Annotated in this window: 24 protein-coding genes; 21 read left to right on the forward strand and 3 right to left on the reverse strand. The window is 43.5% G+C overall.

The window, feature by feature from the left end:
- Window positions 1-60 precede the first annotated feature (60 nt).
- The 4 genes from kefG to slyD all read left to right on the forward strand — a co-directional run bounded on the left by kefG (window position 61) and on the right by slyD (window position 3,326).
- The gene (gene kefG / locus AB6N04_RS18245) at window positions 61-615 is read left to right on the forward strand and encodes a glutathione-regulated potassium-efflux system ancillary protein KefG (RefSeq protein ID WP_369309645.1); all 555 of its coding nucleotides are present in this window, start codon (window positions 61-63) and stop codon (window positions 613-615) included.
- Complete coding sequence (kefB, locus tag AB6N04_RS18250; protein WP_369309646.1) at window positions 615-2,423, forward strand: glutathione-regulated potassium-efflux system protein KefB; 1,809 nt, start codon at window positions 615-617, stop codon at window positions 2,421-2,423. Before kefG ends, kefB begins: the two co-directional genes overlap by 1 nt.
- Window positions 2,424-2,432: 9 nt before the next feature.
- Window positions 2,433-2,636: a YheV family putative zinc ribbon protein gene (locus AB6N04_RS18255; protein WP_369309647.1), complete on the forward strand. Its 204-nt coding sequence runs from the start codon at window positions 2,433-2,435 to the stop codon at window positions 2,634-2,636.
- An 87-nt stretch (window positions 2,637-2,723) separates the two neighbouring features.
- Window positions 2,724-3,326 (forward strand): peptidylprolyl isomerase, encoded by a 603-nt coding sequence (slyD, locus tag AB6N04_RS18260; protein WP_369309648.1) that lies wholly within the window; start codon window positions 2,724-2,726, stop codon window positions 3,324-3,326.
- A gap of 228 nt (window positions 3,327-3,554) precedes the next feature.
- Here the strand turns inward: slyD and AB6N04_RS18265 are convergent, their stop codons facing one another.
- Window positions 3,555-3,776: a SlyX family protein gene (locus AB6N04_RS18265; RefSeq protein WP_369309649.1), complete on the reverse strand. Its 222-nt coding sequence runs from the start codon at window positions 3,774-3,776 to the stop codon at window positions 3,555-3,557.
- 259 nt (window positions 3,777-4,035) lie between these two features.
- Between AB6N04_RS18265 and fkpA the strand changes: the two genes are divergently transcribed.
- Window positions 4,036-4,779, forward strand: a complete 744-nt coding sequence (gene fkpA / locus AB6N04_RS18270; RefSeq protein WP_369309650.1) for an FKBP-type peptidyl-prolyl cis-trans isomerase — start codon at window positions 4,036-4,038, stop codon at window positions 4,777-4,779.
- A gap of 70 nt (window positions 4,780-4,849) precedes the next feature.
- On the opposite strand, the gene AB6N04_RS18275 is transcribed toward fkpA, so the two are convergent.
- A complete protein-coding gene (locus AB6N04_RS18275) occupies window positions 4,850-5,086 on the reverse strand; it encodes a colicin Z C-terminal domain-related protein (RefSeq protein WP_369312173.1) in 237 nt (78 codons plus the stop codon).
- A 1,014-nt stretch (window positions 5,087-6,100) separates the two neighbouring features.
- Between AB6N04_RS18275 and AB6N04_RS18280 the strand changes: the two genes are divergently transcribed.
- The 8 genes from AB6N04_RS18280 (at window position 6,101) to tuf (ending at window position 12,480) form a co-directional block, all read left to right on the forward strand.
- Complete coding sequence (locus AB6N04_RS18280; protein ID WP_369309651.1) at window positions 6,101-6,805, forward strand: transcriptional regulator; 705 nt, start codon at window positions 6,101-6,103, stop codon at window positions 6,803-6,805.
- Complete coding sequence (gene tusD / locus AB6N04_RS18285) at window positions 6,802-7,206, forward strand: sulfurtransferase complex subunit TusD (protein WP_369309652.1); 405 nt, start codon at window positions 6,802-6,804, stop codon at window positions 7,204-7,206. Before AB6N04_RS18280 ends, tusD begins: the two co-directional genes overlap by 4 nt.
- Window positions 7,207-7,222: 16 nt before the next feature.
- Window positions 7,223-7,582, forward strand: coding sequence for a sulfurtransferase complex subunit TusC (gene tusC / locus AB6N04_RS18290; RefSeq protein ID WP_369309653.1), 360 nt, complete (start codon window positions 7,223-7,225; stop codon window positions 7,580-7,582).
- A gap of 57 nt (window positions 7,583-7,639) precedes the next feature.
- Window positions 7,640-7,927, forward strand: coding sequence for a sulfurtransferase complex subunit TusB (gene tusB, locus AB6N04_RS18295; RefSeq protein WP_369309654.1), 288 nt, complete (start codon window positions 7,640-7,642; stop codon window positions 7,925-7,927).
- 135 nt (window positions 7,928-8,062) lie between these two features.
- The gene (rpsL, locus tag AB6N04_RS18300) at window positions 8,063-8,437 is read left to right on the forward strand and encodes a 30S ribosomal protein S12 (RefSeq protein ID WP_004265905.1); all 375 of its coding nucleotides are present in this window, start codon (window positions 8,063-8,065) and stop codon (window positions 8,435-8,437) included.
- A gap of 97 nt (window positions 8,438-8,534) precedes the next feature.
- Complete coding sequence (gene rpsG / locus AB6N04_RS18305) at window positions 8,535-9,005, forward strand: 30S ribosomal protein S7 (protein ID WP_004262486.1); 471 nt, start codon at window positions 8,535-8,537, stop codon at window positions 9,003-9,005.
- A gap of 86 nt (window positions 9,006-9,091) precedes the next feature.
- Complete coding sequence (gene fusA, locus AB6N04_RS18310) at window positions 9,092-11,218, forward strand: elongation factor G (RefSeq protein WP_369309655.1); 2,127 nt, start codon at window positions 9,092-9,094, stop codon at window positions 11,216-11,218.
- A gap of 77 nt (window positions 11,219-11,295) precedes the next feature.
- A complete protein-coding gene (gene tuf, locus AB6N04_RS18315; protein WP_369309140.1) occupies window positions 11,296-12,480 on the forward strand; it encodes an elongation factor Tu in 1,185 nt (394 codons plus the stop codon).
- 268 nt (window positions 12,481-12,748) lie between these two features.
- On the opposite strand, the gene AB6N04_RS18320 is transcribed toward tuf, so the two are convergent.
- Window positions 12,749-13,039 (reverse strand): hypothetical protein, encoded by a 291-nt coding sequence (locus tag AB6N04_RS18320; RefSeq protein ID WP_369309656.1) that lies wholly within the window; start codon window positions 13,037-13,039, stop codon window positions 12,749-12,751.
- A gap of 23 nt (window positions 13,040-13,062) precedes the next feature.
- Between AB6N04_RS18320 and secE the strand changes: the two genes are divergently transcribed.
- The 8 genes from secE (at window position 13,063) to rpoC (ending at window position 25,274) form a co-directional block, all read left to right on the forward strand.
- Complete coding sequence (gene secE, locus AB6N04_RS18325) at window positions 13,063-13,449, forward strand: preprotein translocase subunit SecE (RefSeq protein ID WP_369309657.1); 387 nt, start codon at window positions 13,063-13,065, stop codon at window positions 13,447-13,449.
- Window positions 13,450-13,995 (forward strand): transcription termination/antitermination protein NusG, encoded by a 546-nt coding sequence (gene nusG / locus AB6N04_RS18330; protein WP_004264378.1) that lies wholly within the window; start codon window positions 13,450-13,452, stop codon window positions 13,993-13,995.
- 176 nt (window positions 13,996-14,171) lie between these two features.
- On the forward strand, window positions 14,172-14,600 hold the full coding sequence (gene rplK / locus AB6N04_RS18335; RefSeq protein ID WP_004264379.1) for a 50S ribosomal protein L11: 429 nt from the start codon (window positions 14,172-14,174) through the stop codon (window positions 14,598-14,600).
- A gap of 4 nt (window positions 14,601-14,604) precedes the next feature.
- Window positions 14,605-15,306, forward strand: coding sequence for a 50S ribosomal protein L1 (gene rplA, locus AB6N04_RS18340; RefSeq protein WP_369309658.1), 702 nt, complete (start codon window positions 14,605-14,607; stop codon window positions 15,304-15,306).
- A 326-nt stretch (window positions 15,307-15,632) separates the two neighbouring features.
- Complete coding sequence (rplJ, locus tag AB6N04_RS18345; RefSeq protein ID WP_369309659.1) at window positions 15,633-16,130, forward strand: 50S ribosomal protein L10; 498 nt, start codon at window positions 15,633-15,635, stop codon at window positions 16,128-16,130.
- Window positions 16,131-16,190: 60 nt separating this feature from the next.
- A complete protein-coding gene (rplL, locus tag AB6N04_RS18350) occupies window positions 16,191-16,556 on the forward strand; it encodes a 50S ribosomal protein L7/L12 (RefSeq protein ID WP_369309660.1) in 366 nt (121 codons plus the stop codon).
- A gap of 360 nt (window positions 16,557-16,916) precedes the next feature.
- Complete coding sequence (gene rpoB, locus AB6N04_RS18355; RefSeq protein WP_369309661.1) at window positions 16,917-20,945, forward strand: DNA-directed RNA polymerase subunit beta; 4,029 nt, start codon at window positions 16,917-16,919, stop codon at window positions 20,943-20,945.
- A gap of 108 nt (window positions 20,946-21,053) precedes the next feature.
- A complete protein-coding gene (gene rpoC, locus AB6N04_RS18360) occupies window positions 21,054-25,274 on the forward strand; it encodes a DNA-directed RNA polymerase subunit beta' (protein WP_369309662.1) in 4,221 nt (1,406 codons plus the stop codon).
- Window positions 25,275-25,777 lie beyond the last annotated feature (503 nt).

Consider the following 25,777-nt stretch of genomic DNA (forward strand, 5'->3'; position numbering starts at 1 on the left):
TTTAGCAGGCAGCATGGTAACGGAAAATTATCCGTCTGACACGCCTTTGAGGAGGGAAAGATGTCAAATACACCAAAAGTGCTGGTGGTCTATGCCCACCCAGACTCTGATGAGTCCATTGCCAACAAGGCATTGCTTGATGCAGTGCGCGATTTTGAACATGTCACAGTGCACGATTTATATGCCACATACCCCGATTATTTTATCGATGTTACCGCTGAGCAAAAGCTACTGTGCTTGTATGATGTGATTGTTTTTCAGCACCCGCTCTATACTTATAGTTGTCCGGCCTTGTTGAAAGAGTGGTTTGACCGCGTATTAACACGCCGCTTTGCTACGGATATGGGGTATCAAAAATTAAAAGGTAAGTATTGGCGCTCTGTGATCACCACTGGCGAACCCATCCATGCATATCAATATGATGGGTACAACCGTTATCCTCTAACAGAAATACTCCGACCATTTGAATTGACAGCATTGATGTGTGATATGCAGTGGCTGGAGCCTACCATAATTTATGCAGCACGTCGGCAGCCTAAAGCGCATTTTCAACAGCTTATTGACGACTATCGTCAATGGATACAAAAACCGCTTAGTGCGGGAGGGCTTTCCTAATGTCAGACATGGGGCTATTTGAATCCGTCATCATCTTTTTGTGTGCTGGCGTGATAATGGTACCAATTGCCCAGAAAATTCGACTGGGTGCGGTACTTGGATATCTATTGGCAGGGATTATGATCGGGCCATTTGTACTTGGCTTTATTCATAATGTTGATGACATTTTACATTTTTCAGAAATGGGTGTTGTGTTTCTGATGTTTTTAATCGGCTTAGAGTTAAAGCCATCTAAGCTATGGGAACTTCGGCACTCTATTTTTGGCGTCGGCACTGTTCAAGTGGTGGTCACTGCGGCAATCATGGCCTCATTACTGTTTTTGGCGAAATTTTCATGGCAGGCCGCCATTGTGGGCGGGCTTGGGATGGCGATGTCATCAACCGCGATGGCATTGCAACTCATGAACGAAAAGGGCATGTCGAATAAAGAAAGCGGGCAGCTTGGGTTTTCTGTTTTATTATTCCAAGATATGGCCGTGATCCCGATTATGGCGTTAATTCCATTATTAGCTGGGGACACCGCCCCCAGTGACTGGCAAAAAATTGGCTTAAAAGTTGTCGCCTTTGTGGGGTTATGGGTGGTTGGTCGCTACTTATTGCGTCCAATGTTTCGGTTAGCGGCAAAATCGGGTGTCCATGAAATCTTCACCGCTGCCGCACTACTGGTAGTATTGGGGTCGGCGCTGATCATGGAAAGCCTCGGATTTTCTATGGCATTAGGTACCTTTATGGCGGGGGTAATGTTAGCAGAAACTGAATTTCGCCATGAACTGGAAATCAACATTGAGCCGTTTAAGGGCTTATTATTAGGGCTGTTTTTTATCTCTGTAGGGATGTCACTTAACTTACAAGTGCTGTGGACATATTTACCGCAGGTACTTATTGCGGTGGTTGTCTTGGTCGCCGTGAAAGCGTTGGTATTGTATATACTGGGTTTTGTTGCACGGCTGCGCAATGGTGCTCGCGCCCAATTTTCAGGGGTATTAAGTCAAGGTGGTGAATTTGCTTTCGTCATTTATGCAACGGCTTTTGGGGCGAGTGTGATTGATGAACGTCAAATGGATCTTTTGCTGGTGGTCGTCACACTTTCAATGATGACAACCCCACTTGTGATGCAGTTGATAGATGCCTATTTGAACTACCGTTATAATCAGCAACCTGCATCCAGTGAAAAGCCATTTGTGGAAGATAACGACCCGCATGTGATCCTCGTGGGCTTTGGCCGTATGGGGCAAGTGGTTGGGCGTTTATTAATGGCGAATAAAGTCAAAATCACCGTTCTCGAACAAGATGTTACAGCGATTAGCACTATGCGCCGATATGGTTATACCGTGTATTACGGTGATGCGCGTGAACTACAATTACTGCGCTCAGCAGGGGCGGATAAAGCCAAATCGATAGTGATCACCAGTGATATTCCTGAAGAAGTGATGGAAATTGTGCGAATTTGCCAAGAAAATTTCCCTAACTTACATATTATTGCTCGAGCAAAAGGCCGTTTGGAAGCACATGAATTGTTGCATAGTGGTGTGACTGATTTTAGCCGTGAAACATTCTCTAGTGCGCTTGAATTAGGGAGTAAAGCATTGGTTAGCACTGGTATGCATCCGCACAAAGCCTATCGGGCAAAACAACATTTTCGTCGTTTAGATATGCGAATGCTGCGGGATGTGTATCCCGAAAGCGAAAACAGTGATAGCGGGCAGATCTCACGAGTAAAAGAGGCGCGTCGTGAACTCAACGAGTTATTTGAAAAAGAAATGCAGCGAGAACATCGACAACCGCATAGCTGGAACAATGAACAATAAGGGTAACACATGGCTTCAACACGTAAGCGTTTTATTGCAGGGGCAACCTGCCCGAAATGCCAATCACAAGATACATTGATGATGTGGCGTGAAGATAAAATTGATGTAGTCGAATGCGTCAATTGCGGTCATCAGCAACGTCAAGCGGGGGAGGCTGCCACCGAACACGTGAGACAAAAAGAGCAGGTAATTGGTATTTTTACACCTGAATAAGAGAATTTTGTCAATTCTCAATACATCATCATTGTTTTTCGGTACAATTGGCAAAAATTTTTCCCCTTACGGGTAGTAGGAGATATCATGAAAGTAGCAAAAGACTTGGTGGTCAGCTTGGCTTATCAAGTAAGAACAGAAGACGGTGTTTTAGTTGATGAGTCCCCGGCAAGCGCGCCACTAGACTATTTGCACGGTCGTGGTTCTTTAATTTCGGGTCTGGAAAAAGCGTTAGAAGGTCGTTCTGTTGGTGAAAACTTCGATGTTGAAGTCGCCTCTGACGATGCATACGGTCAATACGATGACAACTTAGTTCAACGCGTTCCTAAAGATGTCTTTATGGGCGTTGATGAGCTGGAAGTGGGTATGCGTTTCTTAGCTGATACTGATATGGGGCCTGTTCCTGTTGAAATCACAGGAATTGAAGGCGACGAAGTTATCGTTGACGGTAACCACATGTTAGCAGGTCAAAACCTGAAATTTAATGTTGAAATCATGGGGATCCGTGAAGCAACTGAAGAAGAAATCGCTCACGGTCACGTCCATGGCGCTGATGGTCACGATCATGATCACGGTCACGAAGGTGGCTGCTGTGGTGGTGGTCATGGTCACGGTTCAGAAGGTGGTTGCTGCGGTGGTGGTGAAGGCCATGGCCACGGTCACAAACACGGCGGCTGCGGTTGCCACTAATACGATGTATTAGCGTTTGTTAAAAGTTTTTTTAAAAAGGAAGCTTATGCTTCCTTTCAGACTGCTGACAAACATAACATGTTTGGCGGCAGGTTGGATAGGTTTTGAAAATAAACAAGGAAAATCAATATATTGATTTTCGCCTGATAACACAAAGTGGGAAAACCACGCTTTTATCCCACTTTGTCAACAACCTCAGGAAGCTTATGCTTCCTTTTTTTGTCGCTATTAATAATGCGGCGGTGGTGTTTCTTCTTCAGGTCGCGCTAAGTGGCTATCTTGCGAGGATTTCAGTCTTTCTGTCACGATGCGTAAATGTTCTTGCATCCGTGTTAGTTGCATTTGCTGATCAGTAATCACCTGATTAAGCTGCTCCATGGCCAATTCTTGGAAAGCGACTTTACTTTCCAGAAGCTCTAAACGGTGTTCGAATGTTTGAGATGAGTCCATTTTCGACTCTCCTTTGGCGTTTTCTTCATAATTAAACCATCATAATAACCGAACATTACAAATCAACAGATAAGTTTTAGTTAAATATATAGGCGATGAAACCTCTTTTTGTTAATGTTGTCTGAAGAAATGATTATACTGTTTCTATGTAAATAAATAATGAGCCTCCAAAGCATTGGAACCATTATTATAAAATGAATGGTTAACACCAAGTTGACTGTTCAAAAATAAGTTCGAATAAAAATCATCGGAGATTAGGATGAAATCACTGTTTAAGGCAAGTCTTCTGGCAACAACGTTGGCACTTACTTTCACTGCTCCGCAAGTTATGGCAGCGGAAGCCAAAGCTCAAAGTAGCGCATTTAAAAATGCAGAAGAGCGCAATGCGTATGCACTGGGTGCTTCTTTAGGTCGCTACATGCAAAATTCATTAGAAGAACAAAAAAACATTGGTATTAACTTGGATAACGCACAATTGCTGGCGGGTGTTCAAGATGCATTTAACGGTAAAAGCAAAATGACCGATGCAGAAGTTGAAGAAACTCTGCGTCAGTTCGAAGGGCAAGTTAAAGCGGCTGCCGATAAAAAAATGAAAGACGAATCCATCAGCAATGAGAAAAAAGGTGCTGAATTTCGTGAAAAATATGCCAAAGAAAAAGGCGTAGTGAAAACCAAATCAGGTTTACTGTACAAAATTGAAAAAGAGGGTACAGGTGCAAAACCGAAAGCGGATGAAACCGTTGTGGTTCACTACAAAGGTTCTTTGATTGATGGTACTGAGTTCGATAGCTCTTATTCACGTAACGAGCCACTGACTATTCCATTAAACTCTGTTATTAAAGGTTGGACTGAAGGTTTAGTTAACCTGAAAAAAGGCGGCAAAATGCAGTTAGTGATCCCTGCGGATTTAGCCTATGGCGAAAACGGCGTACCGGGTATCCCAGCTAACTCAACTTTAGTCTTTGATGTTGAATTACTAGATATCAAACCAGCAGCTAAATAAAATAGATTTTAGTTGTGATAAGGCCTAAGGCATTCGTGTCTTAGGCTTTTTTGTTTATATGTACTCTTCATCAATTAGGTACAGTCACAACAATCGTTGAACCAAGAGGCGCATATCCTCTTAATCGAATATAATCACTTCCAGCGCCATCGCCTTCAATTGTATGGTTTCTTGGGCCTAACGTTTGTACGGTGGATGTATTAAGGCCATTCATAAACTTAATTTGCACATCAAAAGGCCCCATTGTTAAAGGATCTCTAAAATCATACGAGACAGTGTATTTATGTTTACCAATGTAAGATTGAATCGGCTACCAATTAGACCATTTACCAAATTGAGCGAAAATTAAGATATCTTTGTTTCCTGCCATGAAAGCTCCTTATTTAAAAATAAAGAAAGCACAGTGGGTAATACCGTTAAAAAGATAAATGTTTTAGGTGAGTTTCTAATGATATGGAAAGGAGTAAAATATGAAATATCTATATTTGACAGATAGAAAACAAAAAGATTAACAGCATCAATTATTAATGTTAATGAAATGGCTAATATAAAAGTACGTTTAAATATGGATTTAATATGTAGTGAATAATTAAACGTAAGGGTAAGTAGTAGTGAGCGCATGACAGTGATCAGTAAAGTAAACGCTATTGAATAGAGAGTTATTTTATCAAGATGTATCGTGATAGAGCCAGTGATGAACAGTAATAAGTCGTATATTCCATTAAATGAAACTATTAGAAAGTAAATAATTAGAATGAAGGGTTTATAGTTAAACATGAGAAACCTTACGGGTTAATATAGTTTTTAAGTAATATTGTTTGGTTATTAATTCAATGTTGGATGTGTGATGTTATTATTTTATTTTAATTAAGTAAAACCATAAATGATTGTAATTTTATTATTGAGTTAATAGAGTTGGGTTGGTTTAATCTATTTTTAATAAAAACGGATGACAGCGAATAGTATATTTATATTGAGTTACAAACGGGCTAAGTTTATTTCATTATAGATTATACTAAGTCAAAGCTGATGAGTGAATTTTAGGTAAGTAACATCCTGATAGCGGCAATAAAGGTTAACCTTGATGAATTTTCTGTGAAAAAAATCCCCAAATTGTTTAAAACTTGTGATAAAACAGACTGTCTTGCATTCATTCGCTTGACGGCAGCGTCTTGGAGTTTTAACTTCACAAGACTCAATTTTATTTTTTATCATCACAATTGTTGATTATACGCGGTGCAATAAAGGCAAATTAGTCGAATAATGAATGCCTTATTAGTCAACTGGATGAAATGTTTACATTAGAAGGATGATGTTGAAAATGTCAGATTCTTTACCGTCACACGACCTCAGCGATATAAATATACTTGATAATCAACCTTTTGCTGAGACTGACCACGAGATCCTAAAATCATATGAAGCGGCGGTTGATGGCTTAGCCATGTTGATTGGTGGCCACTGTGAAATTGTGCTTCACTCATTGGAAGACCTAAACTGTTCTGCGGTGAGAATTGCGAATGGTCAGCATACAGGGCGTAAAATTGGCTCGCCAATTACGGATTTAGCACTGCGCATGTTGCATGATATGGCAGATGAAGAGTCTAGTGTTTCTAAAGCCTATTTTACCAAAGCGAAAAGCGGTGATTTAATGAAATCAGTGACAATCGCAATCCGTAACCGCAAGCAGCGTGTCATTGGTTTACTGTGCATCAATATGAACTTGGATGTACCATTCTCAGAAATTATTCAATCGTTTGTCCCTGAAACAAAACAAGAAGTGACTTCAGATGTAAACTTTGCTTCTTCTGTCGATGACTTAGTGGCTCAAACATTAGAGTACACGATCGAGGAAGTGGGGGCCGACCGTAATGTCTCGAATAATGCAAAGAATAAACAAGTGGTTCTGAATCTTTATGAAAAAGGTATTTTCGATATCAAAGATGCGATTAACCAAGTGGCCGATCGTTTAAATATCTCCAAACATACCGTTTATTTGTATATTCGTCAGTTTAAGAGTGGTGAATGAGTCGCGCCAATCCATTAACGTACTGTATTTTAGTGACAGGCCCAGCGTATGGGACACAGCAAGCTGCAAGTGCGTATCAATTTGCCAAAGCCCTTCTTGCAGAAGGGCACACGTTAAAGACCGTGTTTTTTTATCGTGAAGGTGTTCTGAACGCAAACTTACTCACCTCCCCTGCAACGGACGAATTTGATTTGCTCGCTGCTTGGCAGCAATTAGCTAAAGAAGCAGGCTGTGAAATGCACATTTGCGTTTCTGCTGCCTTACGGCGTGGGGTAGTTGACCAAGAACAGGCTAAAAGCTTATCTTTACCCGTTAATAACTTAGCTGATGGGTTTATCATGAGTGGGTTGGGTAGCCTTGCTGAAGCTATGATGACAACCGATAGAACCCTTCAATTTTAAGCAAGTAAGGTATCCCGTGAAAAAAATCGCCTTCGTTTTTATGACAATGCCCCATGGAAGTGCCAGTGGGCGAGAAGGGTTGGATGCGTTACTGGCAACCTCTGCATTAACCGATGAGATTGAAGTATTTTTTATTTCAGATGGCATTTTTCAACTTCTCGCAAACCAACAACCTAAAGCCATTCTTGCACGGGACTACATTGCAACCTTTAAAATACTGCCGTTATATGACATTGAAAATATTTATCTTTGTCAACAATCCCTTCAGGAGCGTGGGTTACCCGAACAAAATGAGTATGTTGTTACGCCTAAAATTCTTAGCGCGCTTGAAATTCAGCAAAAAATAGCCGATTGCGATGTGGTGTTGAAATTTTGATCAATTGTTCGTATTTTAAGCTTGGGTTGCATTTTGATCTATAGTAGGATCGTTTCTATGCTTTATACATTAGCAACATCTCCGTTTAAGTGTGATTTTGCGGCAATACTCCGTTTAATTACAGACAAAGACGCGGTTTTATTGATGCAAGATGGTGTGGCTACTGCAATATCCCAGTCACCTCACCTTGATGCATTACAAAAAACGGGGGCACAATTGTATGCGTTGGATGTCGATGTCAACGCTCGAGGGTTACAAAATACCCTGTCATCCGCCGTTTCTGTGATCACATATCAAGGTTTTGTGAAACTAACAGAAGTCCAAAAGCAACATTTTGCCCTATAAAGGCACTAAAAGTTGTATATTTCTTGACACCTGACTCAGTCGGCAATAAAATTTCGCGTCCTCGTGTATCGTCATGTTGGCGAACGAGGTCAAAATCCGTGTTTACGAAGCAAAAAACCAGGAGCTTTTTTAATAATGGCAACTATTAATCAGCTGGTACGCAAATCTCGTAGCTCGAAAGTTGTTAAAAGCAACGTTCCAGCACTGGAAGCTTGCCCGCAAAAACGTGGCGTATGTACTCGTGTATATACTACCACTCCTAAAAAACCAAACTCAGCATTACGTAAAGTATGCCGTGTTCGTTTAACTAACGGTTTCGAAGTTTCTTCCTACATCGGTGGTGAAGGCCACAACTTGCAGGAACACTCCGTAATCCTGATCCGTGGCGGTCGTGTTAAAGACTTGCCAGGTGTGCGTTATCACACCGTTCGCGGTGCACTGGACTGTTCTGGTGTTAAAGACCGTAAACAAGCTCGTTCTAAATACGGCGCGAAAAAACCTAAGGCTTAATGGATTTCCGTTAAGTAAGGCCAAACATTTTAATCTTAATGTCAAAATACTCTCGTAGAGTTTTGGACAAACCTGAATTAACAACGGAGTCATATCCATGCCACGTCGTCGCGTAATAGGTCAACGTAAAATTCTTCCAGATCCTAAGTTCGGATCAGAATTACTGGCCAAATTTGTCAATATCCTGATGGTAGACGGGAAAAAATCTACTGCTGAAGCAATCGTATATAACGCTCTTGAGACTCTTGCTCAGCGTTCTGGTAAAACTGAACTTGATGCATTCGAATTAGCACTGGATAACGTGCGTCCGACTGTGGAAGTTAAATCCCGCCGTGTTGGTGGTTCAACTTACCAAGTTCCAGTTGAAGTTCGCCCGGTTCGTCGTAATGCCCTGGCAATGCGTTGGATCGTTGATGCTGCTCGTAAACGCGGTGATAAATCTATGGCACTTCGCCTGGCAAATGAATTATCAGACGCTGCTGAAAACAAAGGTTCCGCTGTTAAGAAACGTGAAGACGTTCACCGTATGGCAGAAGCTAACAAGGCGTTCGCACACTACCGTTGGTAATTTTTTACCCACTTTAGTGATGTATCTCAGGGTAGCCTTCTGCTACCCTTTATATGAAGCATTGAACGCCCACGAGAGAGGAAAAAATGGCCCGTCAAACGCCCATAGCACGTTATCGTAATATCGGTATCAGTGCACACATCGACGCCGGTAAGACCACAACTTCTGAACGTATTCTGTTCTATACTGGTGTAAACCATAAAATTGGTGAAACTCACGAAGGTTCTGCAACAATGGACTGGATGGAGCAGGAGCAAGAGCGTGGTATTACTATCACATCTGCAGCGACTACTGCATTCTGGTCTGGTATGGCAAAACAGTATGAGCCACACCGTATCAATATCATCGACACCCCAGGGCACGTTGACTTCACTATCGAAGTAGAACGTTCTATGCGTGTTCTTGATGGCGCAGTAATGGTTTACTGTGCGGTTGGTGGTGTTCAGCCACAGTCTGAAACTGTATGGCGTCAGGCTAACAAATATAAAGTTCCACGTATTGCGTTCGTTAACAAAATGGACCGTATGGGTGCGAACTTCTTACGTGTTGTTGAGCAATTAAAAACTCGTTTAGCAGCTAATGCAGTTCCATTACAATTACCAGTTGGCGCAGAAGAAGCGTTCACAGGTGTTGTTGACTTGCTGAAAATGAAAGCAATCAAGTGGAGCGATGAAGACCAAGGTGTTACCTTCGAATACGAAGATATCCCTGCGAACATGCAAGAAGCAGCTGAAGAGTGGCACAACAACCTGATTGAAACCGCAGCAGAAGCATCAGAAGAACTGATGGAAAAATATCTGGGCGGTGAAGAACTGACTGAAGCAGAAATTAAAGCTGCATTACGTCAACGTGTTCTTGCTAGCGAAATTATCCTGGTTACCTGTGGTTCTGCGTTTAAGAACAAAGGTGTTCAGGCAATGCTGGATGCAGTTGTTGATTACTTACCTGCGCCAACAGATGTACCTGCAATTAATGGTATTCTGGACGATGGTAAAGACACACCAGCAGAGCGTCACGCAAGTGATGATGAGCCATTCTCATCATTAGCATTTAAAATTGCAACTGACCCATTTGTTGGTAACTTAACGTTCTTCCGTGTTTACTCTGGTGTTGTTAACTCAGGTGACACAGTATTGAACGCAGTTAAAGCGAAGAAAGAACGTTTTGGTCGTATCGTACAGATGCACGCTAACAAACGTGAAGAGATTAAAGAAGTTCGCGCTGGTGATATCGCGGCGGCTATCGGTCTGAAAGACGTAACTACAGGTGATACTTTATGTGCAGTTGATGCACCAATCATCCTGGAGCGTATGGAATTCCCAGAGCCAGTAATCTCTGTTGCAATTGAACCAAAAACGAAAGCTGACCAAGAAAAAATGGGTATCGCATTAGGCCGTCTGGCTCAAGAAGACCCATCTTTCCGCGTATCAAGTGATGAAGAGACTAATCAGACTATCATCGCTGGTATGGGTGAATTGCACTTAGACGTTCTGGTTGACCGTATGCGTCGTGAATTTAAAGTTGAAGCGAACGTTGGTAAACCTCAAGTTGCTTACCGTGAAGCAATCACTGCTAAAGTGACTGATATCGAAGGTAAACACGCGAAACAGTCTGGTGGTCGTGGTCAGTACGGTCATGTCGTTATCGATATGTTCCCTCTGGACAAAAACGATAAAGACGGCCAGCCAATGGATTACGAATTTATCAACGAAATCAAAGGTGGTGTAATCCCTACTGAATACATCCCTGCGGTTGATAAAGGTATCCAAGAGCAGCTGAAATCTGGCCCATTAGCGGGTTACCCTGTTGTTAACATGGGTGTTCGTCTGCATTTCGGTTCATACCATGATGTTGACTCATCTGAACTGGCATTTAAACTTGCGGCTTCAATCGCGTTTAAAGATGGCTTCAAAAAAGCGAAACCTGTTCTGCTTGAGCCAATCATGAAAGTCGAAGTGGAAACACCAGAAGACTACATGGGTGATGTTATTGGTGACCTGAACCGTCGTCGTGGTATGATTGAAGGTATGGATGACCTGCCTACTGGTAAAGTCGTTCGTGCACAAGTACCATTGTCCGAAATGTTCGGTTATGCTACTGACCTGCGTTCTCAGACACAAGGTCGTGCTTCATACTCTATGGAGTTCCTGAAGTACAATGAAGCACCAAACAACGTTGCACAGGCTGTTATCGAAGCTCGTAACGCTAAATAATCGATTTTAATCGGTTAACTACTTTAATTTAAGTTCCTTCTTTATCGTGAAGAGGGAACTCCATAAGGAATAGAGTCGTGTCTAAAGAAAAATTTGAACGTTCAAAACCGCACGTTAACGTTGGTACTATCGGCCACGTTGACCACGGTAAAACTACCCTGACAGCAGCAATCACTACTGTTCTGGCTAAAACTTACGGCGGTAACGCGCGTGCATTCGACCAAATCGATAACGCACCAGAAGAAAAAGCGCGTGGTATCACTATCTCTACTTCTCACGTAGAGTACGACACCCCAACTCGCCACTACGCACACGTAGACTGCCCAGGACACGCCGACTATGTTAAAAACATGATCACTGGTGCTGCGCAGATGGACGGTGCAATTCTGGTTGTTGCTGCGACTGATGGCCCAATGCCACAAACTCGTGAGCACATCCTGTTAGGTCGTCAGGTTGGCGTTCCTTACATCATCGTGTTCCTGAACAAATGTGACATGGTTGATGACGAAGAACTGTTAGAATTAGTTGAAATGGAAGTTCGTGAGTTACTGTCTCAGTACGACTTCCCAGGCGACGACACTCCAGTTGTTCGCGGTTCAGCTCTGAAAGCGCTGGAAGGTGTTCCAGAGTGGGAAGCGAAAATTGTTGAATTAGCTGAGCACTTAGACAGCTACATCCCAGAGCCAGAGCGTGCAATTGACAAACCATTCCTGCTGCCAATTGAAGACGTGTTCTCAATTTCAGGTCGTGGTACAGTTGTTACAGGTCGTGTTGAGCGCGGTATCATCAAAGTTGGTGAAGAAGTTGAAATCGTTGGTATCAAACCAACAGCAAAAACAACTTGTACTGGCGTTGAAATGTTCCGTAAATTACTGGACGAAGGTCGTGCGGGTGAGAACGTTGGTGTTCTGCTGCGTGGTACTAAGCGTGAAGAAATCGAACGTGGTCAAGTCCTGGCTAAACCAGGTTCAATCAAGCCACACACCCAATTCGAATCAGAAGTTTATATCCTGAGCAAAGATGAAGGTGGTCGTCATACTCCATTCTTCAAAGGTTACCGTCCACAGTTCTACTTCCGTACAACTGACGTAACCGGTACTATCGAACTGCCAGAAGGCGTAGAGATGGTAATGCCAGGTGATAACATCAACATGATCGTTACCCTGATCCACCCAATCGCGATGGACGACGGTTTACGTTTCGCAATCCGTGAAGGTGGCCGTACTGTAGGTGCGGGTGTTGTTGCAAAAATCATTGCATAATACCGCTCTTTCTGAATAAGAAAGAACTACTTAGTAAAAAGGGCGTCTTATAGACGTCCTTTTTATACGTTGCAAAATTAAGAACCTATCTCATCAATCATTTGTAAATAATTATTGGTGAGATAGGCTCTGAAACAACGAATTAATAATTGCGTTGGCTCCTTTACGCAGTTATATGAGATTTATTAAGGTTTTGCTCAGAAGATATGGTATATTTTACCGCTGCCACAAAAAGAACCTAATTTTTCTTATTGGCGTGGCTGAAAATTTACTGAGCATGCTGAAATTCCTGCGGAATGGATAGCACTTGTGAAATGGAAAGTACTGACGAACGAATAGTACTTGCGAAATAGAATGTGGCTGCAATGGTTGTATTTGCAGAACAAATACCGCTAATTACCTCCATTAACAAGGCTAATTGCTTTAACTCGCAGGTGATGTTATTGATATCCCAATTAAATTTTGCAGGCTTAGTTTGTAGTGATTGAGGGATATGTTGGCATATTCTATTGGTTTGGCTTGATTGTTTTACCTTTGTAAACAAACAGGCTTTGTACATACTTCATGGTAACAGGTTGAATTATGAGTGCGAATAGCGAAGCTCAAGGAAGTGGACGCAGTGCAGACATTTTCAAGTGGGTCATTGTCTGTGCCCTATTAATAATTGCAATTGTTGGCAACTATTACTTCCGTCAATATAATCTCGCGCTGCGTGCTTTTGCAGTTGTGGCTGTGGTCGCTATTGCAGGTGCTGTCGCTTTATGGACAACAAAAGGTAAAGCAACACTGGCGTTTGCACGCGAAGCTCGCATCGAGATGAGAAAAGTCATTTGGCCTACTCGCCAGGAAACATTACAAACGACTTTAATTGTTGCCGCAGTAACGGCTGTAATGTCATTAATACTGTGGGGATTAGATGGTATCCTGGTGCGTTTAGTTTCATTTATTACAAGCCTGAGGTTATTCTAAATGTCCGATTCACCTAAAAAGCGCTGGTATGTCATTCAGGCATTCTCTGGTTTTGAAGGTCGCGTAGCACAATCTTTACGTGAACATATCAAATTACATGCTATGGAAGATTCTTTTGGCGAAGTTATGGTTCCAACAGAAGAAGTTGTTGAAATCCGTAGCGGTCAGCGCCGTAAGAGTGAACGTAAATTCTTCCCAGGCTATGTCTTAGTCCAAATGGTCATGAATGATGACTCTTGGCACTTAGTACGTAGTGTACCTCGTGTAATGGGGTTCATTGGTGGGACTTCAGATCGTCCAGCACCAATTAGCGATAAAGAAGTTGATGCTATTATGAACCGCTTGCAACAAGTTGGTGATAAACCACGTCCGAAAACACTGTTTGAACCCGGTGAAATGGTTCGCGTTAGCGAAGGTCCATTTGCTGACTTTAACGGTGTTGTTGAAGAAATCGATTATGAAAAGAGCCGCTTAAAAGTCTCTGTTTCTATCTTCGGTCGTGCAACTCCAGTCGAATTGGATTTTGGTCAAGTCGAAAAAGCCTAATCTAAACGATAAAACTGACTTGCAAAAGGCGTGAAATTTGACTACAATTTCGCGCCTTTTGTTTTTATGCTTTGCCCATTTTGCTTTTTAATTGAGCTTATTTAGGCGGGGCATGTTTAATGTAACGGGGAGCCTTGCAAACCGTAAGGCGCTATCACCCATCTAGAGGAAATATCATGGCTAAGAAAGTTCAAGCCTACGTTAAGTTGCAAGTCGCAGCTGGTATGGCGAACCCAAGTCCACCAGTTGGTCCAGCTCTGGGTCAACAAGGTGTTAACATCATGGAATTCTGTAAAGCGTTCAACGCAAAAACAGACAGCCTGGAAAAAGGTTTACCAATTCCTGTTGTTATTACTGTTTATGCAGACCGTTCTTTCACTTTCGTTACCAAAACTCCACCTGCAGCAGTTCTGCTGAAAAAAGCAGCTGGCGTTAAGTCTGGTTCAGGCAAGCCTAACAAAGACAAAGTTGGTAAAGTGACCTCTGCTCAGATTCGCGAAATCGCTGAAACTAAAGCTGCGGACATGACTGGTGCTGATGTTGACGCAATGATGCGTTCAATCGAAGGTACTGCTCGTTCCATGGGCCTGGTTGTGGAGGACTAAGACAATGGCTAAACTGACTAAGCGCATGCGCAATATCCGTGAAAAAGTTGATGCGACTAAACAGTACGACATCACTGAAGCCGTTGCACTGCTGAAAGAATTAGCGACTGCTAAATTCGTTGAAAGCGTTGACGTTGCTGTTAACCTGGGCATCGATGCTCGTAAATCTGACCAGAACGTTCGTGGTGCAACTGTACTGCCACACGGTACTGGCCGTTCAGTTCGTGTTGCCGTATTCACACAAGGTGCAAACGCTGAAGCTGCTAAAGCTGCTGGCGCTGAACTGGTTGGTATGGAAGATCTGGCTGATAAAATTAAAGCTGGCGAAATGGACTTTGACGTTGTTATTGCTTCTCCAGATGCAATGCGCGTTGTTGGCCAATTAGGTCAAGTTTTAGGCCCACGTGGTCTGATGCCAAACCCGAAAGTGGGTACTGTAACACCTAACGTTGCTGAAGCAGTGAATAACGCTAAAGCAGGTCAGGTTCGTTACCGTAACGACAAAAACGGAATCATCCACACCACTATCGGTAAAGTTGATTTCGACGCTGACAAACTGAAAGAAAACTTAGAAGCACTGCTGATCGCGCTGAAAAAAGCAAAACCAGCTTCTGCTAAAGGTGTTTTCATCAAGAAAGTTAGCCTGTCTACCACTATGGGGGCAGGTGTTGCTATTGACCAAGCTGGTCTGTCAGCAACAATTTAATTGCTATAGCGACAGCTAATCAGTAATTAGGCTTTACCTTTGCGTCAATTTTGTATAAAATTTGACGCCTCGAGTTTGTTGGGTATGAAAATGTACCCAACAAACCACAAATTTCGGTATGGAGTCTGGCCTTTCCAGACCCCGTCCAAGACCGCAGGTGTAGTTTATTAAACTAATACTACTTAATTTGCCTGCGTAGACGGTGACAGAGATACCTAGAATTTTATTCTGGATTCTGCTCACCGTGTTTTAGCGCTCAAATACATGTTGTATCTGAGTGATGTGAGTCCCGGGGGTTTCCCGGTTAATCCAGGAGCAAGAAGCTAATGGCACTAAATCTTCAAGACAAACAAGCGATTGTTGCTGAAGTCAGCGAAGTAGCCAAAGGCGCGCTTTCTGCAGTTGTTGCTGATTCACGCGGCGTAACTGTAGCAAAAATGACTGAACTGCGTAAAGCAGGTCGCGAAGCTGGCGTTTATATTCGTGTTGTTCGTAACACACTGATTCGCCGTGCTGTTGAAGGTACTTCTTACGATGTACTGAAAGACGCGTTTGTTGGTCCAACCTTAATTGCTTTCTCTAACGAACACCCGGGCGCTGCTGCTCGTCTGTTCAAAGAGTTCGCGAAAGCGAATCCAGCATTTGAGATTAAAGCTGCGGCCTTTGAAGGTGAGTTAATCCAAGCGAAAGATATCGATCGTCTGGCAACTCTCCCAACTTACGATGAAGCAATCGCACGCCTGATGTCAACCATGAAAGAAGCCGCTGCAGGCAAATTGGTTCGTACTCTGGCTGCTCTGCGCGATCAGAAAGAAGCTGCATAAGCCCTTTCCTTCGTTGCTTTTTAACGTATAAACTATTTCTGAATTTTAGGAACACTTGTTATGTCTATCACTAAAGACCAAATCCTTGATGCAGTTGCAGAAATGTCTGTAATGGACGTTGTTGAACTGATTACTATGATGGAAGAAAAATTCGGCGTTTCTGCTGCTGCAGCTGTTGCTGTTGCTGCGGGTCCAGCTGAAGCTGCTGAAGAAAAAACTGAGTTCGACGTTGTTCTGGCTTCTGTTGGCGGTAACAAAGTTGCAGTTATCAAAGCAGTTCGTGGTGCAACCGGTCTTGGCCTGAAAGAAGCTAAAGATATGGTAGAGTCTGCTCCAGCGACCATCAAAGAAGGCGCAAGCAAAGACGAAGCTGAAGCTCTGAAAAAATCTCTTGAAGAAGCAGGCGCTTCTGTTGAACTTAAATAAGTTCAAGCTCAAGAACGCAGCTTAATCTAATTAGGCTGACGGCTGGTGATTTTTTAATCACCAGCCTTTTTGCGCTGTAAAGCGTGATGGGTGTTAACAGCTTTTCACGCAGTTTTAATGTTAACAACAACCCCCCAATACTTCTTTCTATTGACGACTTAATATACTGTGTTCTTCGCTACGACCCGCTCGGGTAGCTCGGTAGTAAATGCAACACAATGAAATGATTTAAGAGTAATAGCAATGAGTATTAAGGAAAGTATTCATTTTCCGTTTCTTATATAAAAAACGCGTTGCGGTTCAGTCTCTTATTCTAAGAGCGAACCACTTGGGTCACTGATCAACGAGCTGAGGAAACCTATGGTTTACTCCTATACCGAGAAAAAACGTATTCGTAAGGACTTTGGTAAACGTCCACAAGTTTTGGACATACCTTACCTCCTTTCTATCCAACTTGACTCGTTCCAGAAGTTTATCGAGCAAGATCCAGATGGCCAGAATGGGCTGGAAGCAGCTTTCCGTTCTGTGTTTCCAATTCAGAGCTACAGCGGTAACGCTGAACTGCAATATGTCAGCTATCGTTTAGGCGAGCCTGTTTTTGATGTTAAAGAATGTCAAATTCGCGGTGTGACTTATTCTGCTCCTCTGCGTGTTAAATTACGTCTCATCGTGTATGAGCGTGAAGCACCAGAAGGCACCGTTAAAGACATCAAAGAGCAAGAAGTCTACATGGGTGAAATTCCGCTCATGACTGAAAACGGAACTTTCGTTATCAACGGTACTGAGCGTGTTATCGTATCTCAGTTACACCGTAGTCCAGGTGTATTCTTCGATAGCGATAAAGGTAAAACGCACTCATCAGGTAAAGTGCTGTATAACGCACGTATTATCCCTTACCGTGGTTCATGGCTTGATTTCGAATTTGACCCGAAAGATAACCTATTTGTACGTATTGACCGTCGCCGTAAATTACCTGCGACCATTATTCTGCGTGCAATGGATTACAATACCGAAGAAATCTTAAACCTATTCTTCGAAAAAACGGTATTCCAAATCCGTGATAATAAACTGATGATGACGCTGGTTCCTGAGCGTCTACGTGGTGAAACTGCTTCTTTTGATATCGAAGCGAATGGCAAAGTCTATGTTGAAAAAGGCCGCCGTATCACTGCACGTCATATTCGTCAGTTAGAAAAAGAAGAAATAAACAGCATCGAAGTCCCTGTTGAATATATCGCAGGTAAAGTCGTTGCAAGAGATTACATCGATGAAAGTACCGGTGAGCTGATTTGTGCAGCGAACATGGAACTTTCTTTAGACATGTTGGCACGTCTGAGCCAAGCGGGTCACAAAACAATCGAAACATTGTTTACCAATGACTTAGACCACGGTGCTTACATTTCTGAAACCGTTCGTATCGACCCAACTAACGACCGTCTGAGTGCATTGGTAGAAATCTACCGCATGATGCGTCCTGGTGAGCCACCGACCCGTGAAGCGGCAGAAAACTTGTTCGAAAACCTGTTCTTCTCTGAAGATCGTTACGACTTGTCTGCTGTGGGTCGTATGAAATTCAACCGTTCACTGAATCGCGATGAAATCGAAGGTTCTGGTATCCTGAGTGAAGAAGACATCATCGAGGTGATGCGCAAACTCATCGATATCCGTAACGGTAAAGGCGAAGTCGATGACATCGACCACTTAGGTAACCGTCGTATTCGTTCCGTTGGCGAGATGGCAGAGAACCAATTCCGTGTGGGTCTGGTTCGTGTTGAGCGTGCAGTGAAAGAGCGTCTTTCTCTGGGCGACCTTGATGCATTAATGCCACAAGATATGATCAACGCTAAGCCAATTTCAGCGGCAGTCAAAGAGTTCTTTGGTTCCAGCCAGTTGTCTCAATTTATGGACCAGAACAACCCTCTGTCTGAAATTACGCACAAACGTCGTATCTCTGCATTAGGCCCAGGCGGTCTGACTCGTGAACGTGCGGGCTTTGAAGTACGTGACGTACACCCAACTCACTATGGTCGTGTATGTCCAATCGAAACCCCTGAAGGTCCAAACATCGGTCTGATCAACTCATTGTCTGTTTACGCACAGACTAACGAGTACGGTTTCTTAGAAACCCCATACCGTTTAGTTCGTGACGGTTTAGTGACGGATGAAATCCACTATCTGTCTGCAATTGAAGAAGGTAACTTCATTATTGCTCAGGCGAACACCGTATTAGGTGAAGATGGTAGCTTCATTGAAGAGCTAGTGACTTGTCGTAACAAAGGTGAATCGAGCCTATTCAATCGTGAGCAGGTTGAATATATGGACGTTTCGACTCAACAGGTCGTTTCTGTTGGTGCGTCACTGATCCCATTCCTTGAACACGATGACGCCAACCGTGCATTGATGGGTGCGAACATGCAACGTCAAGCGGTTCCTACATTACGTGCTGATAAACCATTAGTCGGTACAGGTATGGAGCGTGCAGTAGCGGTTGACTCTGGTGTAACGGCGGTTGCAAAACGTGGTGGTTCAGTTCAGTACGTTGATGCTTCTCGTATCGTTATCAAAGTTAATGAAGATGAGATGTATCCAGGTGAAGCTGGAATCGACATTTATAACCTGACTAAATATACCCGTTCTAACCAGAACACCTGTATTAGCCAGATGCCTTGTGTGTCTTTAGGTGAGCCAGTTGAACGTGGTGATGTGTTAGCGGATGGTCCTTCAACAGACCTCGGCGAATTAGCACTGGGTCAAAACATGCGCGTGGCATTCATGCCATGGAATGGTTATAACTTCGAAGACTCCATCTTAGTTTCTGAGCGTGTTGTTCAAGAAGACCGTTTCACAACGATCCACATTCAGGAACTCTCTTGTGTGTCTCGTGACACCAAATTAGGGCCTGAAGAAATCACTGCGGATATTCCAAACGTCGGTGAGGCTGCACTTTCTAAACTGGATGAATCTGGTATTGTTTATATCGGTGCAGAAGTGAAAGGCGGCGACATTCTGGTTGGTAAAGTGACACCAAAAGGTGAAACCCAGTTAACTCCAGAAGAAAAACTGCTGCGTGCTATCTTTGGTGAAAAAGCGTCAGACGTTAAAGACTCTTCTTTACGTGTTCCTAACGGTGTTTCTGGTACGGTTATCGACGTACAAGTATTTACCCGTGATGGCGTAGAGAAAGACAAACGTGCATTAGAGATTGAAGAAACTCAGTTACGTGATGCGAAGAAAGACTTAACAGAAGAGCTGCGTATTTTCGAAGCGGGTCTGTTTGCACGTATCCGTTCTGTACTGGTTAACGGCGGAATTGAAGCTGACAAACTGGATAAATTGCCTCGTGATCGTTGGTTAGAATTATCTTTAGCTGACGAAGAGAAGCAAAATCAGTTAGAGCAATTAGCTGAACAGTATGACGAACTGAAATCTGAGTTCGAGAAAAAACTTGATGCTAAACGCCGTAAGATCACCCAAGGTGATGATCTGGCACCTGGTGTTCTGAAAATTGTTAAGGTTTATCTGGCAGTTAAGCGTCAGATCCAACCGGGTGATAAAATGGCAGGTCGCCATGGTAACAAAGGTGTTATCTCAAAAATCAACCCAGTTGAAGACATGCCTTACGATGAAAACGGTAACCCAGTTGACATCGTTCTGAACCCACTGGGCGTACCATCACGTATGAACATCGGTCAGATTTTGGAAACCCACTTAGGAATGGCAGCAAAAGGTATTGGTGAGAAAATCAATGCTATGCTTAAACAGCAGGAAGAAGTTGCCAAACTGCGTGAATTTATCCAAAAAGCCTACGATTTAGGTGATGATCCACGCCAGAAAGTTGACTTGAGCACTTTCTCTGACGAAGAAGTTATGCGTCTGGCTGAAAACCTGAAAAAAGGGATGCCAATTGCAACACCAGTGTTTGATGGTGCGAAAGAGAAAGAAATCAAAGAACTGCTGAAACTGGGTGGTCTGCCAACATCAGGTCAGATTACATTATACGATGGTCGTACTGGCGAGAAATTCGAGCGTCAAGTTACCGTTGGTTATATGTACATGCTGAAACTGAACCACTTGGTTGACGATAAGATGCACGCCCGTTCAACAGGTTCTTACAGCTTGGTTACTCAGCAACCGCTGGGTGGTAAAGCGCAGTTCGGTGGTCAGCGTTTCGGGGAGATGGAAGTGTGGGCACTGGAAGCATACGGTGCAGCCTATACTCTTCAAGAAATGCTTACAGTTAAATCGGATGACGTTAACGGCCGTACGAAGATGTATAAAAACATCGTCGATGGCAGCCATCAGATGGAACCTGGTATGCCGGAATCTTTCAACGTATTGCTGAAAGAAATCCGCTCACTGGGTATCAACATCGAGCTGGAAGACGAGTAATTCGTTTTGTGCCGGAAGGTTCGCCTTCCGGCCTATGTAAGCACTGGGATTTGGGGAGAGTGGCTTTGAACACTCACCTAACAGGTCTAACTCCGACAGGAGCATTTTGTGAAAGACTTAATAAAGTTTCTGAAAGCGCAAACCAAGACCGAAGAGTTTGATGCTATCAAGATTGCTCTGGCATCACCTGATATGATCCGTTCATGGTCATTCGGTGAAGTGAAAAAGCCAGAAACCATTAACTACCGTACGTTCAAACCTGAGCGTGATGGTCTTTTCTGTGCGCGTATTTTCGGGCCAGTAAAAGATTATGAATGTCTGTGCGGTAAGTACAAACGTTTAAAACACCGCGGTGTGATTTGTGAGAAGTGTGGCGTTGAAGTTACACAGACCAAAGTCCGTCGTGAGCGCATGGGTCATATTGAACTTGCATCTCCGACTGCACATATTTGGTTCTTAAAATCACTGCCATCTCGTATCGGTTTGTTGCTTGATATGCCACTGCGTGATATCGAACGCGTTCTGTACTTTGAATCCTATGTGGTTGTTGAAGGCGGTATGACTAGCCTTGAGCGCGGACAAATTCTAACAGAAGAGCAATACCTTGATGCGTTAGAAGAATTCGGTGACGAATTTGATGCGAAAATGGGTGCGGAAGCTATCCAAGGCCTGCTGAAAAACCTCGATCTTGAGAACGAGTGTGAAACGCTGCGCGAAGAGTTAAACGAAACAAACTCTGAAACGAAGCGTAAAAAGCTGACTAAACGCATTAAACTGTTGGAAGCATTCATTCAATCGGGTAACAAACCTGAGTGGATGATCTTAAATGTGTTGCCAGTATTACCACCGGATCTGCGTCCATTAGTTCCACTGGATGGTGGCCGTTTCGCAACGTCTGATCTGAATGATCTGTATCGTCGCGTGATCAACCGTAACAACCGTCTGAAACGTCTTCTGGATCTGGCTGCGCCAGACATCATCGTACGTAACGAAAAACGTATGCTGCAAGAAGCGGTTGATGCTCTGTTAGATAACGGTCGTCGTGGTCGTGCTATCACAGGTTCTAACAAACGCCCTCTGAAATCTTTGGCTGATATGATCAAAGGTAAACAAGGTCGTTTCCGTCAGAACTTACTTGGTAAGCGTGTTGACTACTCAGGTCGTTCTGTTATTACCGTAGGTCCATACCTGCGTCTGCATCAGTGCGGTCTGCCGAAGAAAATGGCGCTTGAGTTATTCAAACCATTTATCTATGGCAAATTAGAATTACGTGGTCTGGCAACAACCATCAAAGCGGCGAAGAAAATGGTTGAGCGCGAAGAAGCGGTTGTTTGGGATATCTTGGATGAAGTTATCCGCGAACACCCAGTTATGCTGAACCGTGCACCAACACTTCACCGTCTGGGTATCCAAGCATTCGAACCCATTTTGATCGAAGGTAAAGCTATCCAGTTGCATCCACTCGTTTGTGCGGCATATAACGCCGACTTCGATGGAGACCAAATGGCGGTACACGTTCCTCTGACTCTGGAAGCTCAGTTAGAAGCGCGTGCGTTGATGATGTCAACCAATAACATCCTGTCACCGGCAAGTGGTGAGCCTATCATCGTACCTTCACAGGACGTTGTATTGGGTCTTTACTACATGACACGTGACTGCGTAAACGCGAAAGGCGAAGGCATGGTATTAGCCGGACCTAAAGAAGCTGAGCGTGTTTACCGTTCAGGTCATGCTTCATTGCATGCCCGTGTTAAAGTCCGTATCACTGAAGAAGTGAAAGATTCGGAAGGTAACATCACAATCAACACAAGTTTAGTTGACACTACTGTTGGTCGTGCAATTTTATGGATGATCGTACCAAAAGGTCTGCCTTACTCGCTGGTTAACCAAGCGTTAGGTAAGAAAGCGATCTCTAAAATGCTGAACACCTGTTACCGTGTTCTGGGACTGAAACCTACGGTTATTTTTGCTGACCAAATCATGTATACCGGATTTGCCTATGCGGCACGTTCAGGTGCATCAGTTGGTATCGACGATATGGTTATTCCTGAGAAAAAAGCAGGAATTATCGCCGAAGCGGAAGCCGAAGTTGCAGAAATTCAGGAACAGTTCCAGTCTGGTCTGGTAACAGCAGGTGAACGTTACAACAAAGTTATCGATATCTGGGCTGCGGCAAACGAACGTGTTGCTAAAGCGATGATGGAAAACTTGTCGACTGAAGCGGTGATTAACCGTGATGGTGTCGAAGAACAACAAGTTTCTTTCAACAGTATCTTTATGATGGCCGACTCCGGTGCTCGTGGTTCCGCTGCTCAGATCCGTCAGTTAGCGGGTATGCGTGGTCTGATGGCTAAGCCAGATGGCTCCATCATCGAAACACCAATCACGGCAAACTTCCGTGAAGGTCTGAACGTTCTCCAGTACTTTATTTCGACGCACGGTGCGCGTAAAGGTCTTGCCGATACCGCATTGAAAACAGCGAACTCCGGTTATCTGACTCGTCGTTTAGTTGACGTTGCGCAGGACTTGGTTGTCACTGAAGACGACTGTGGAACTCATGAAGGTATCCTGATGACTCCGGTTATCGAGGGTGGCGACGTTAAAGAACCACTGCGTGAGCGTGTTCTGGGTCGTGTGACTGCTGAAGATATCCTGATCCCAGGTACAGCGGACATTCTGGTGCCACGTAACACTCTGCTACACGAAAAACTGTGTGACCTGTTAGAAGCGAACTCTGTCGACAGCGTAAAAGTGCGTTCAGTTGTAAGCTGTGAAACAGACTTTGGTGTGTGTGCTCACTGTTATGGTCGTGACCTTGCTCGTGGTCATATCATTAACAAAGGTGAAGCTATCGGTGTTATCGCGGCACAGTCAATCGGTGAGCCGGGTACACAGTTAACGATGCGTACGTTCCACATCGGTGGTGCGGCATCTCGTGCGGCAGCTGAATCTAGCATCCAAGTACGTAACACAGGTACACTGAAACTGGTTAACGCGAAATTCGTGACCAACTCAGAAGGCAAACTGGTGATTACTTCACGTAATACTGAATTGCGTCTGATTGACGAATTCGGTCGTACGAAAGAAAGCTACAAAGTGCCTTATGGTGCGCACTTATCTAAAGGCGATGGCGCAGCGGTAACAGGTGGCGAGACAGTTGCAAACTGGGATCCACATACCATGCCAGTTGTCAGTGAAGTTTCTGGTTTCATCAGCTTCTCTGACATGCTTGATGGTCAAACAATGACACGTCAGACTGATGAATTAACGGGTCTGTCTTCAATTGTTGTACTGGATACTGCTGAACGTACCAGTGGTGGTAAAGACCTGCGTCCTGCACTACGTGTAATTGATGCAAAAGGTAACGATGTTCTTATTCCTAACACAGACATGCCAGCTCAGTACTTCTTACCGGGTAAAGCAATTGTCCAGTTAGACGATGGCATTGCTATCAATGTCGGTGATACTTTAGCGCGTATTCCACAAGAATCTGTGGGTACGAAAGATATCACGGGGGGTCTGCCACGCGTAGCTGACTTGTTTGAAGCACGTCGTCCGAAAGAGCCTGCAATCTTGGCTGAAATCAGCGGTATTATCTCGTTTGGTAAAGAAACCAAAGGTAAGCGTCGTCTGGTTATCACGCCATTAGATGGTAGCGAACCGTACGAAGAGATGATCCCTAAATGGCGTCAACTCAACGTGTTCGAAGGTGAGATCGTTGAACGTGGTGACGTGGTTTCTGATGGTCCAGAATCTCCACATGATATTCTGCGTCTGCGTGGTGTCCATGCTGTTACGCGTTATATCACGAATGAGGTTCAGGAAGTTTACCGCTTACAAGGCGTTAAGATAAACGATAAACATATCGAAGTTATCGTTCGTCAGATGCTGCGTAAAGTGACTATCGAGGATGCAGGAAGTTCTGAATTCCTTGAAGGTGAACAAGTTGAGTACTCACGTGTTAAAGTTTCTAACCGTAAACTGGAACAAGAAGGTAAAATTCCAGCAACTTACGCACGCGATCTGTTGGGTATTACTAAAGCATCTCTGGCAACAGAATCCTTTATCTCAGCAGCATCGTTCCAAGAAACAACACGCGTACTGACAGAAGCCGCCGTTGCTGGTAAACGTGATGAGCTGCGTGGTCTGAAAGAAAACGTTATTGTTGGACGTCTGATCCCAGCAGGTACTGGTTTTGCGTATCACCAAGACCGTATCCGTCGCCGTCATCTGAACGACGTTGTGGAAGCACCGCAAGTTAGCGCGGATGAAGCAACTGCGAACTTAGCTGAACTGTTAAATGCAGGTTTCAGTAGCGATAACAATTAAGGCAAGATAGTCTTATAAGTTATTATTAATAGAACCGGTACTGAAAAGTACCGGTTTTTTTATATTAAAAATAGAATGAATAAAATAATTTTTTTAACTTTAAATTGGCGAGATAAAATGCCTAGCCAGCAGCTAAAATCAAGTGCAGACTAATCAGTTTCATCATCTAATATCCTTTCTATTATTATGATCTCCAAATATTTTCGCTAAGGCCAGTCGTTGATACAGATTAACTAAACGATCAAAAATTTATTGCGATAGCGTCGTATATTGCCTTGCACATATGCTTAATGTCATATATATGCAGGGGGGATATAAATATCCATTGTAAATAATATGATGTTTGTATTTTATTATTATCTTTGGCGTTAATTTTTATCATGGCTTTATATTTATTATGGAATGGTAAAAGGTTGAATTCATTAAATAATAAAACTCCGTTTTCTAAATGAAATCGATTGTTATTAATTTAAATAAGTCTAACTTATTAAAGATTAAGGAAT

Source organism: Providencia rettgeri (genome assembly GCF_041075285.1).
GTDB classification, from domain to species: domain Bacteria; phylum Pseudomonadota; class Gammaproteobacteria; order Enterobacterales; family Enterobacteriaceae; genus Providencia; species Providencia rettgeri_G.

What these genes read in the sequence shown, in the direction of transcription:
- kefG (WP_369309645.1), top strand. Translation starts at nt 61, where the DNA reads ATGTCAAATACACCAAAAGTGCTGGTGGTCTATGCCCACCCAGACTCT.
- kefB (WP_369309646.1), top strand. Translation starts at nt 615, where the DNA reads ATGTCAGACATGGGGCTATTTGAATCCGTCATCATCTTTTTGTGTGCT.
- AB6N04_RS18255 (WP_369309647.1), top strand. Translation starts at nt 2,433, where the DNA reads ATGGCTTCAACACGTAAGCGTTTTATTGCAGGGGCAACCTGCCCGAAA.
- slyD (WP_369309648.1), top strand. Translation starts at nt 2,724, where the DNA reads ATGAAAGTAGCAAAAGACTTGGTGGTCAGCTTGGCTTATCAAGTAAGA.
- AB6N04_RS18265 (WP_369309649.1), bottom strand. Translation starts at nt 3,776, where the DNA reads ATGGACTCATCTCAAACATTCGAACACCGTTTAGAGCTTCTGGAAAGT.
- fkpA (WP_369309650.1), top strand. Translation starts at nt 4,036, where the DNA reads ATGAAATCACTGTTTAAGGCAAGTCTTCTGGCAACAACGTTGGCACTT.
- AB6N04_RS18280 (WP_369309651.1), top strand. Translation starts at nt 6,101, where the DNA reads ATGTCAGATTCTTTACCGTCACACGACCTCAGCGATATAAATATACTT.
- tusD (WP_369309652.1), top strand. Translation starts at nt 6,802, where the DNA reads ATGAGTCGCGCCAATCCATTAACGTACTGTATTTTAGTGACAGGCCCA.
- tusB (WP_369309654.1), top strand. Translation starts at nt 7,640, where the DNA reads ATGCTTTATACATTAGCAACATCTCCGTTTAAGTGTGATTTTGCGGCA.
- rpsL (WP_004265905.1), top strand. Translation starts at nt 8,063, where the DNA reads ATGGCAACTATTAATCAGCTGGTACGCAAATCTCGTAGCTCGAAAGTT.
- rpsG (WP_004262486.1), top strand. Translation starts at nt 8,535, where the DNA reads ATGCCACGTCGTCGCGTAATAGGTCAACGTAAAATTCTTCCAGATCCT.
- fusA (WP_369309655.1), top strand. Translation starts at nt 9,092, where the DNA reads ATGGCCCGTCAAACGCCCATAGCACGTTATCGTAATATCGGTATCAGT.
- AB6N04_RS18320 (WP_369309656.1), bottom strand. Translation starts at nt 13,039, where the DNA reads ATGTACAAAGCCTGTTTGTTTACAAAGGTAAAACAATCAAGCCAAACC.
- secE (WP_369309657.1), top strand. Translation starts at nt 13,063, where the DNA reads ATGAGTGCGAATAGCGAAGCTCAAGGAAGTGGACGCAGTGCAGACATT.
- nusG (WP_004264378.1), top strand. Translation starts at nt 13,450, where the DNA reads ATGTCCGATTCACCTAAAAAGCGCTGGTATGTCATTCAGGCATTCTCT.
- rplK (WP_004264379.1), top strand. Translation starts at nt 14,172, where the DNA reads ATGGCTAAGAAAGTTCAAGCCTACGTTAAGTTGCAAGTCGCAGCTGGT.
- rplA (WP_369309658.1), top strand. Translation starts at nt 14,605, where the DNA reads ATGGCTAAACTGACTAAGCGCATGCGCAATATCCGTGAAAAAGTTGAT.
- rplJ (WP_369309659.1), top strand. Translation starts at nt 15,633, where the DNA reads ATGGCACTAAATCTTCAAGACAAACAAGCGATTGTTGCTGAAGTCAGC.
- rplL (WP_369309660.1), top strand. Translation starts at nt 16,191, where the DNA reads ATGTCTATCACTAAAGACCAAATCCTTGATGCAGTTGCAGAAATGTCT.
- rpoB (WP_369309661.1), top strand. Translation starts at nt 16,917, where the DNA reads ATGGTTTACTCCTATACCGAGAAAAAACGTATTCGTAAGGACTTTGGT.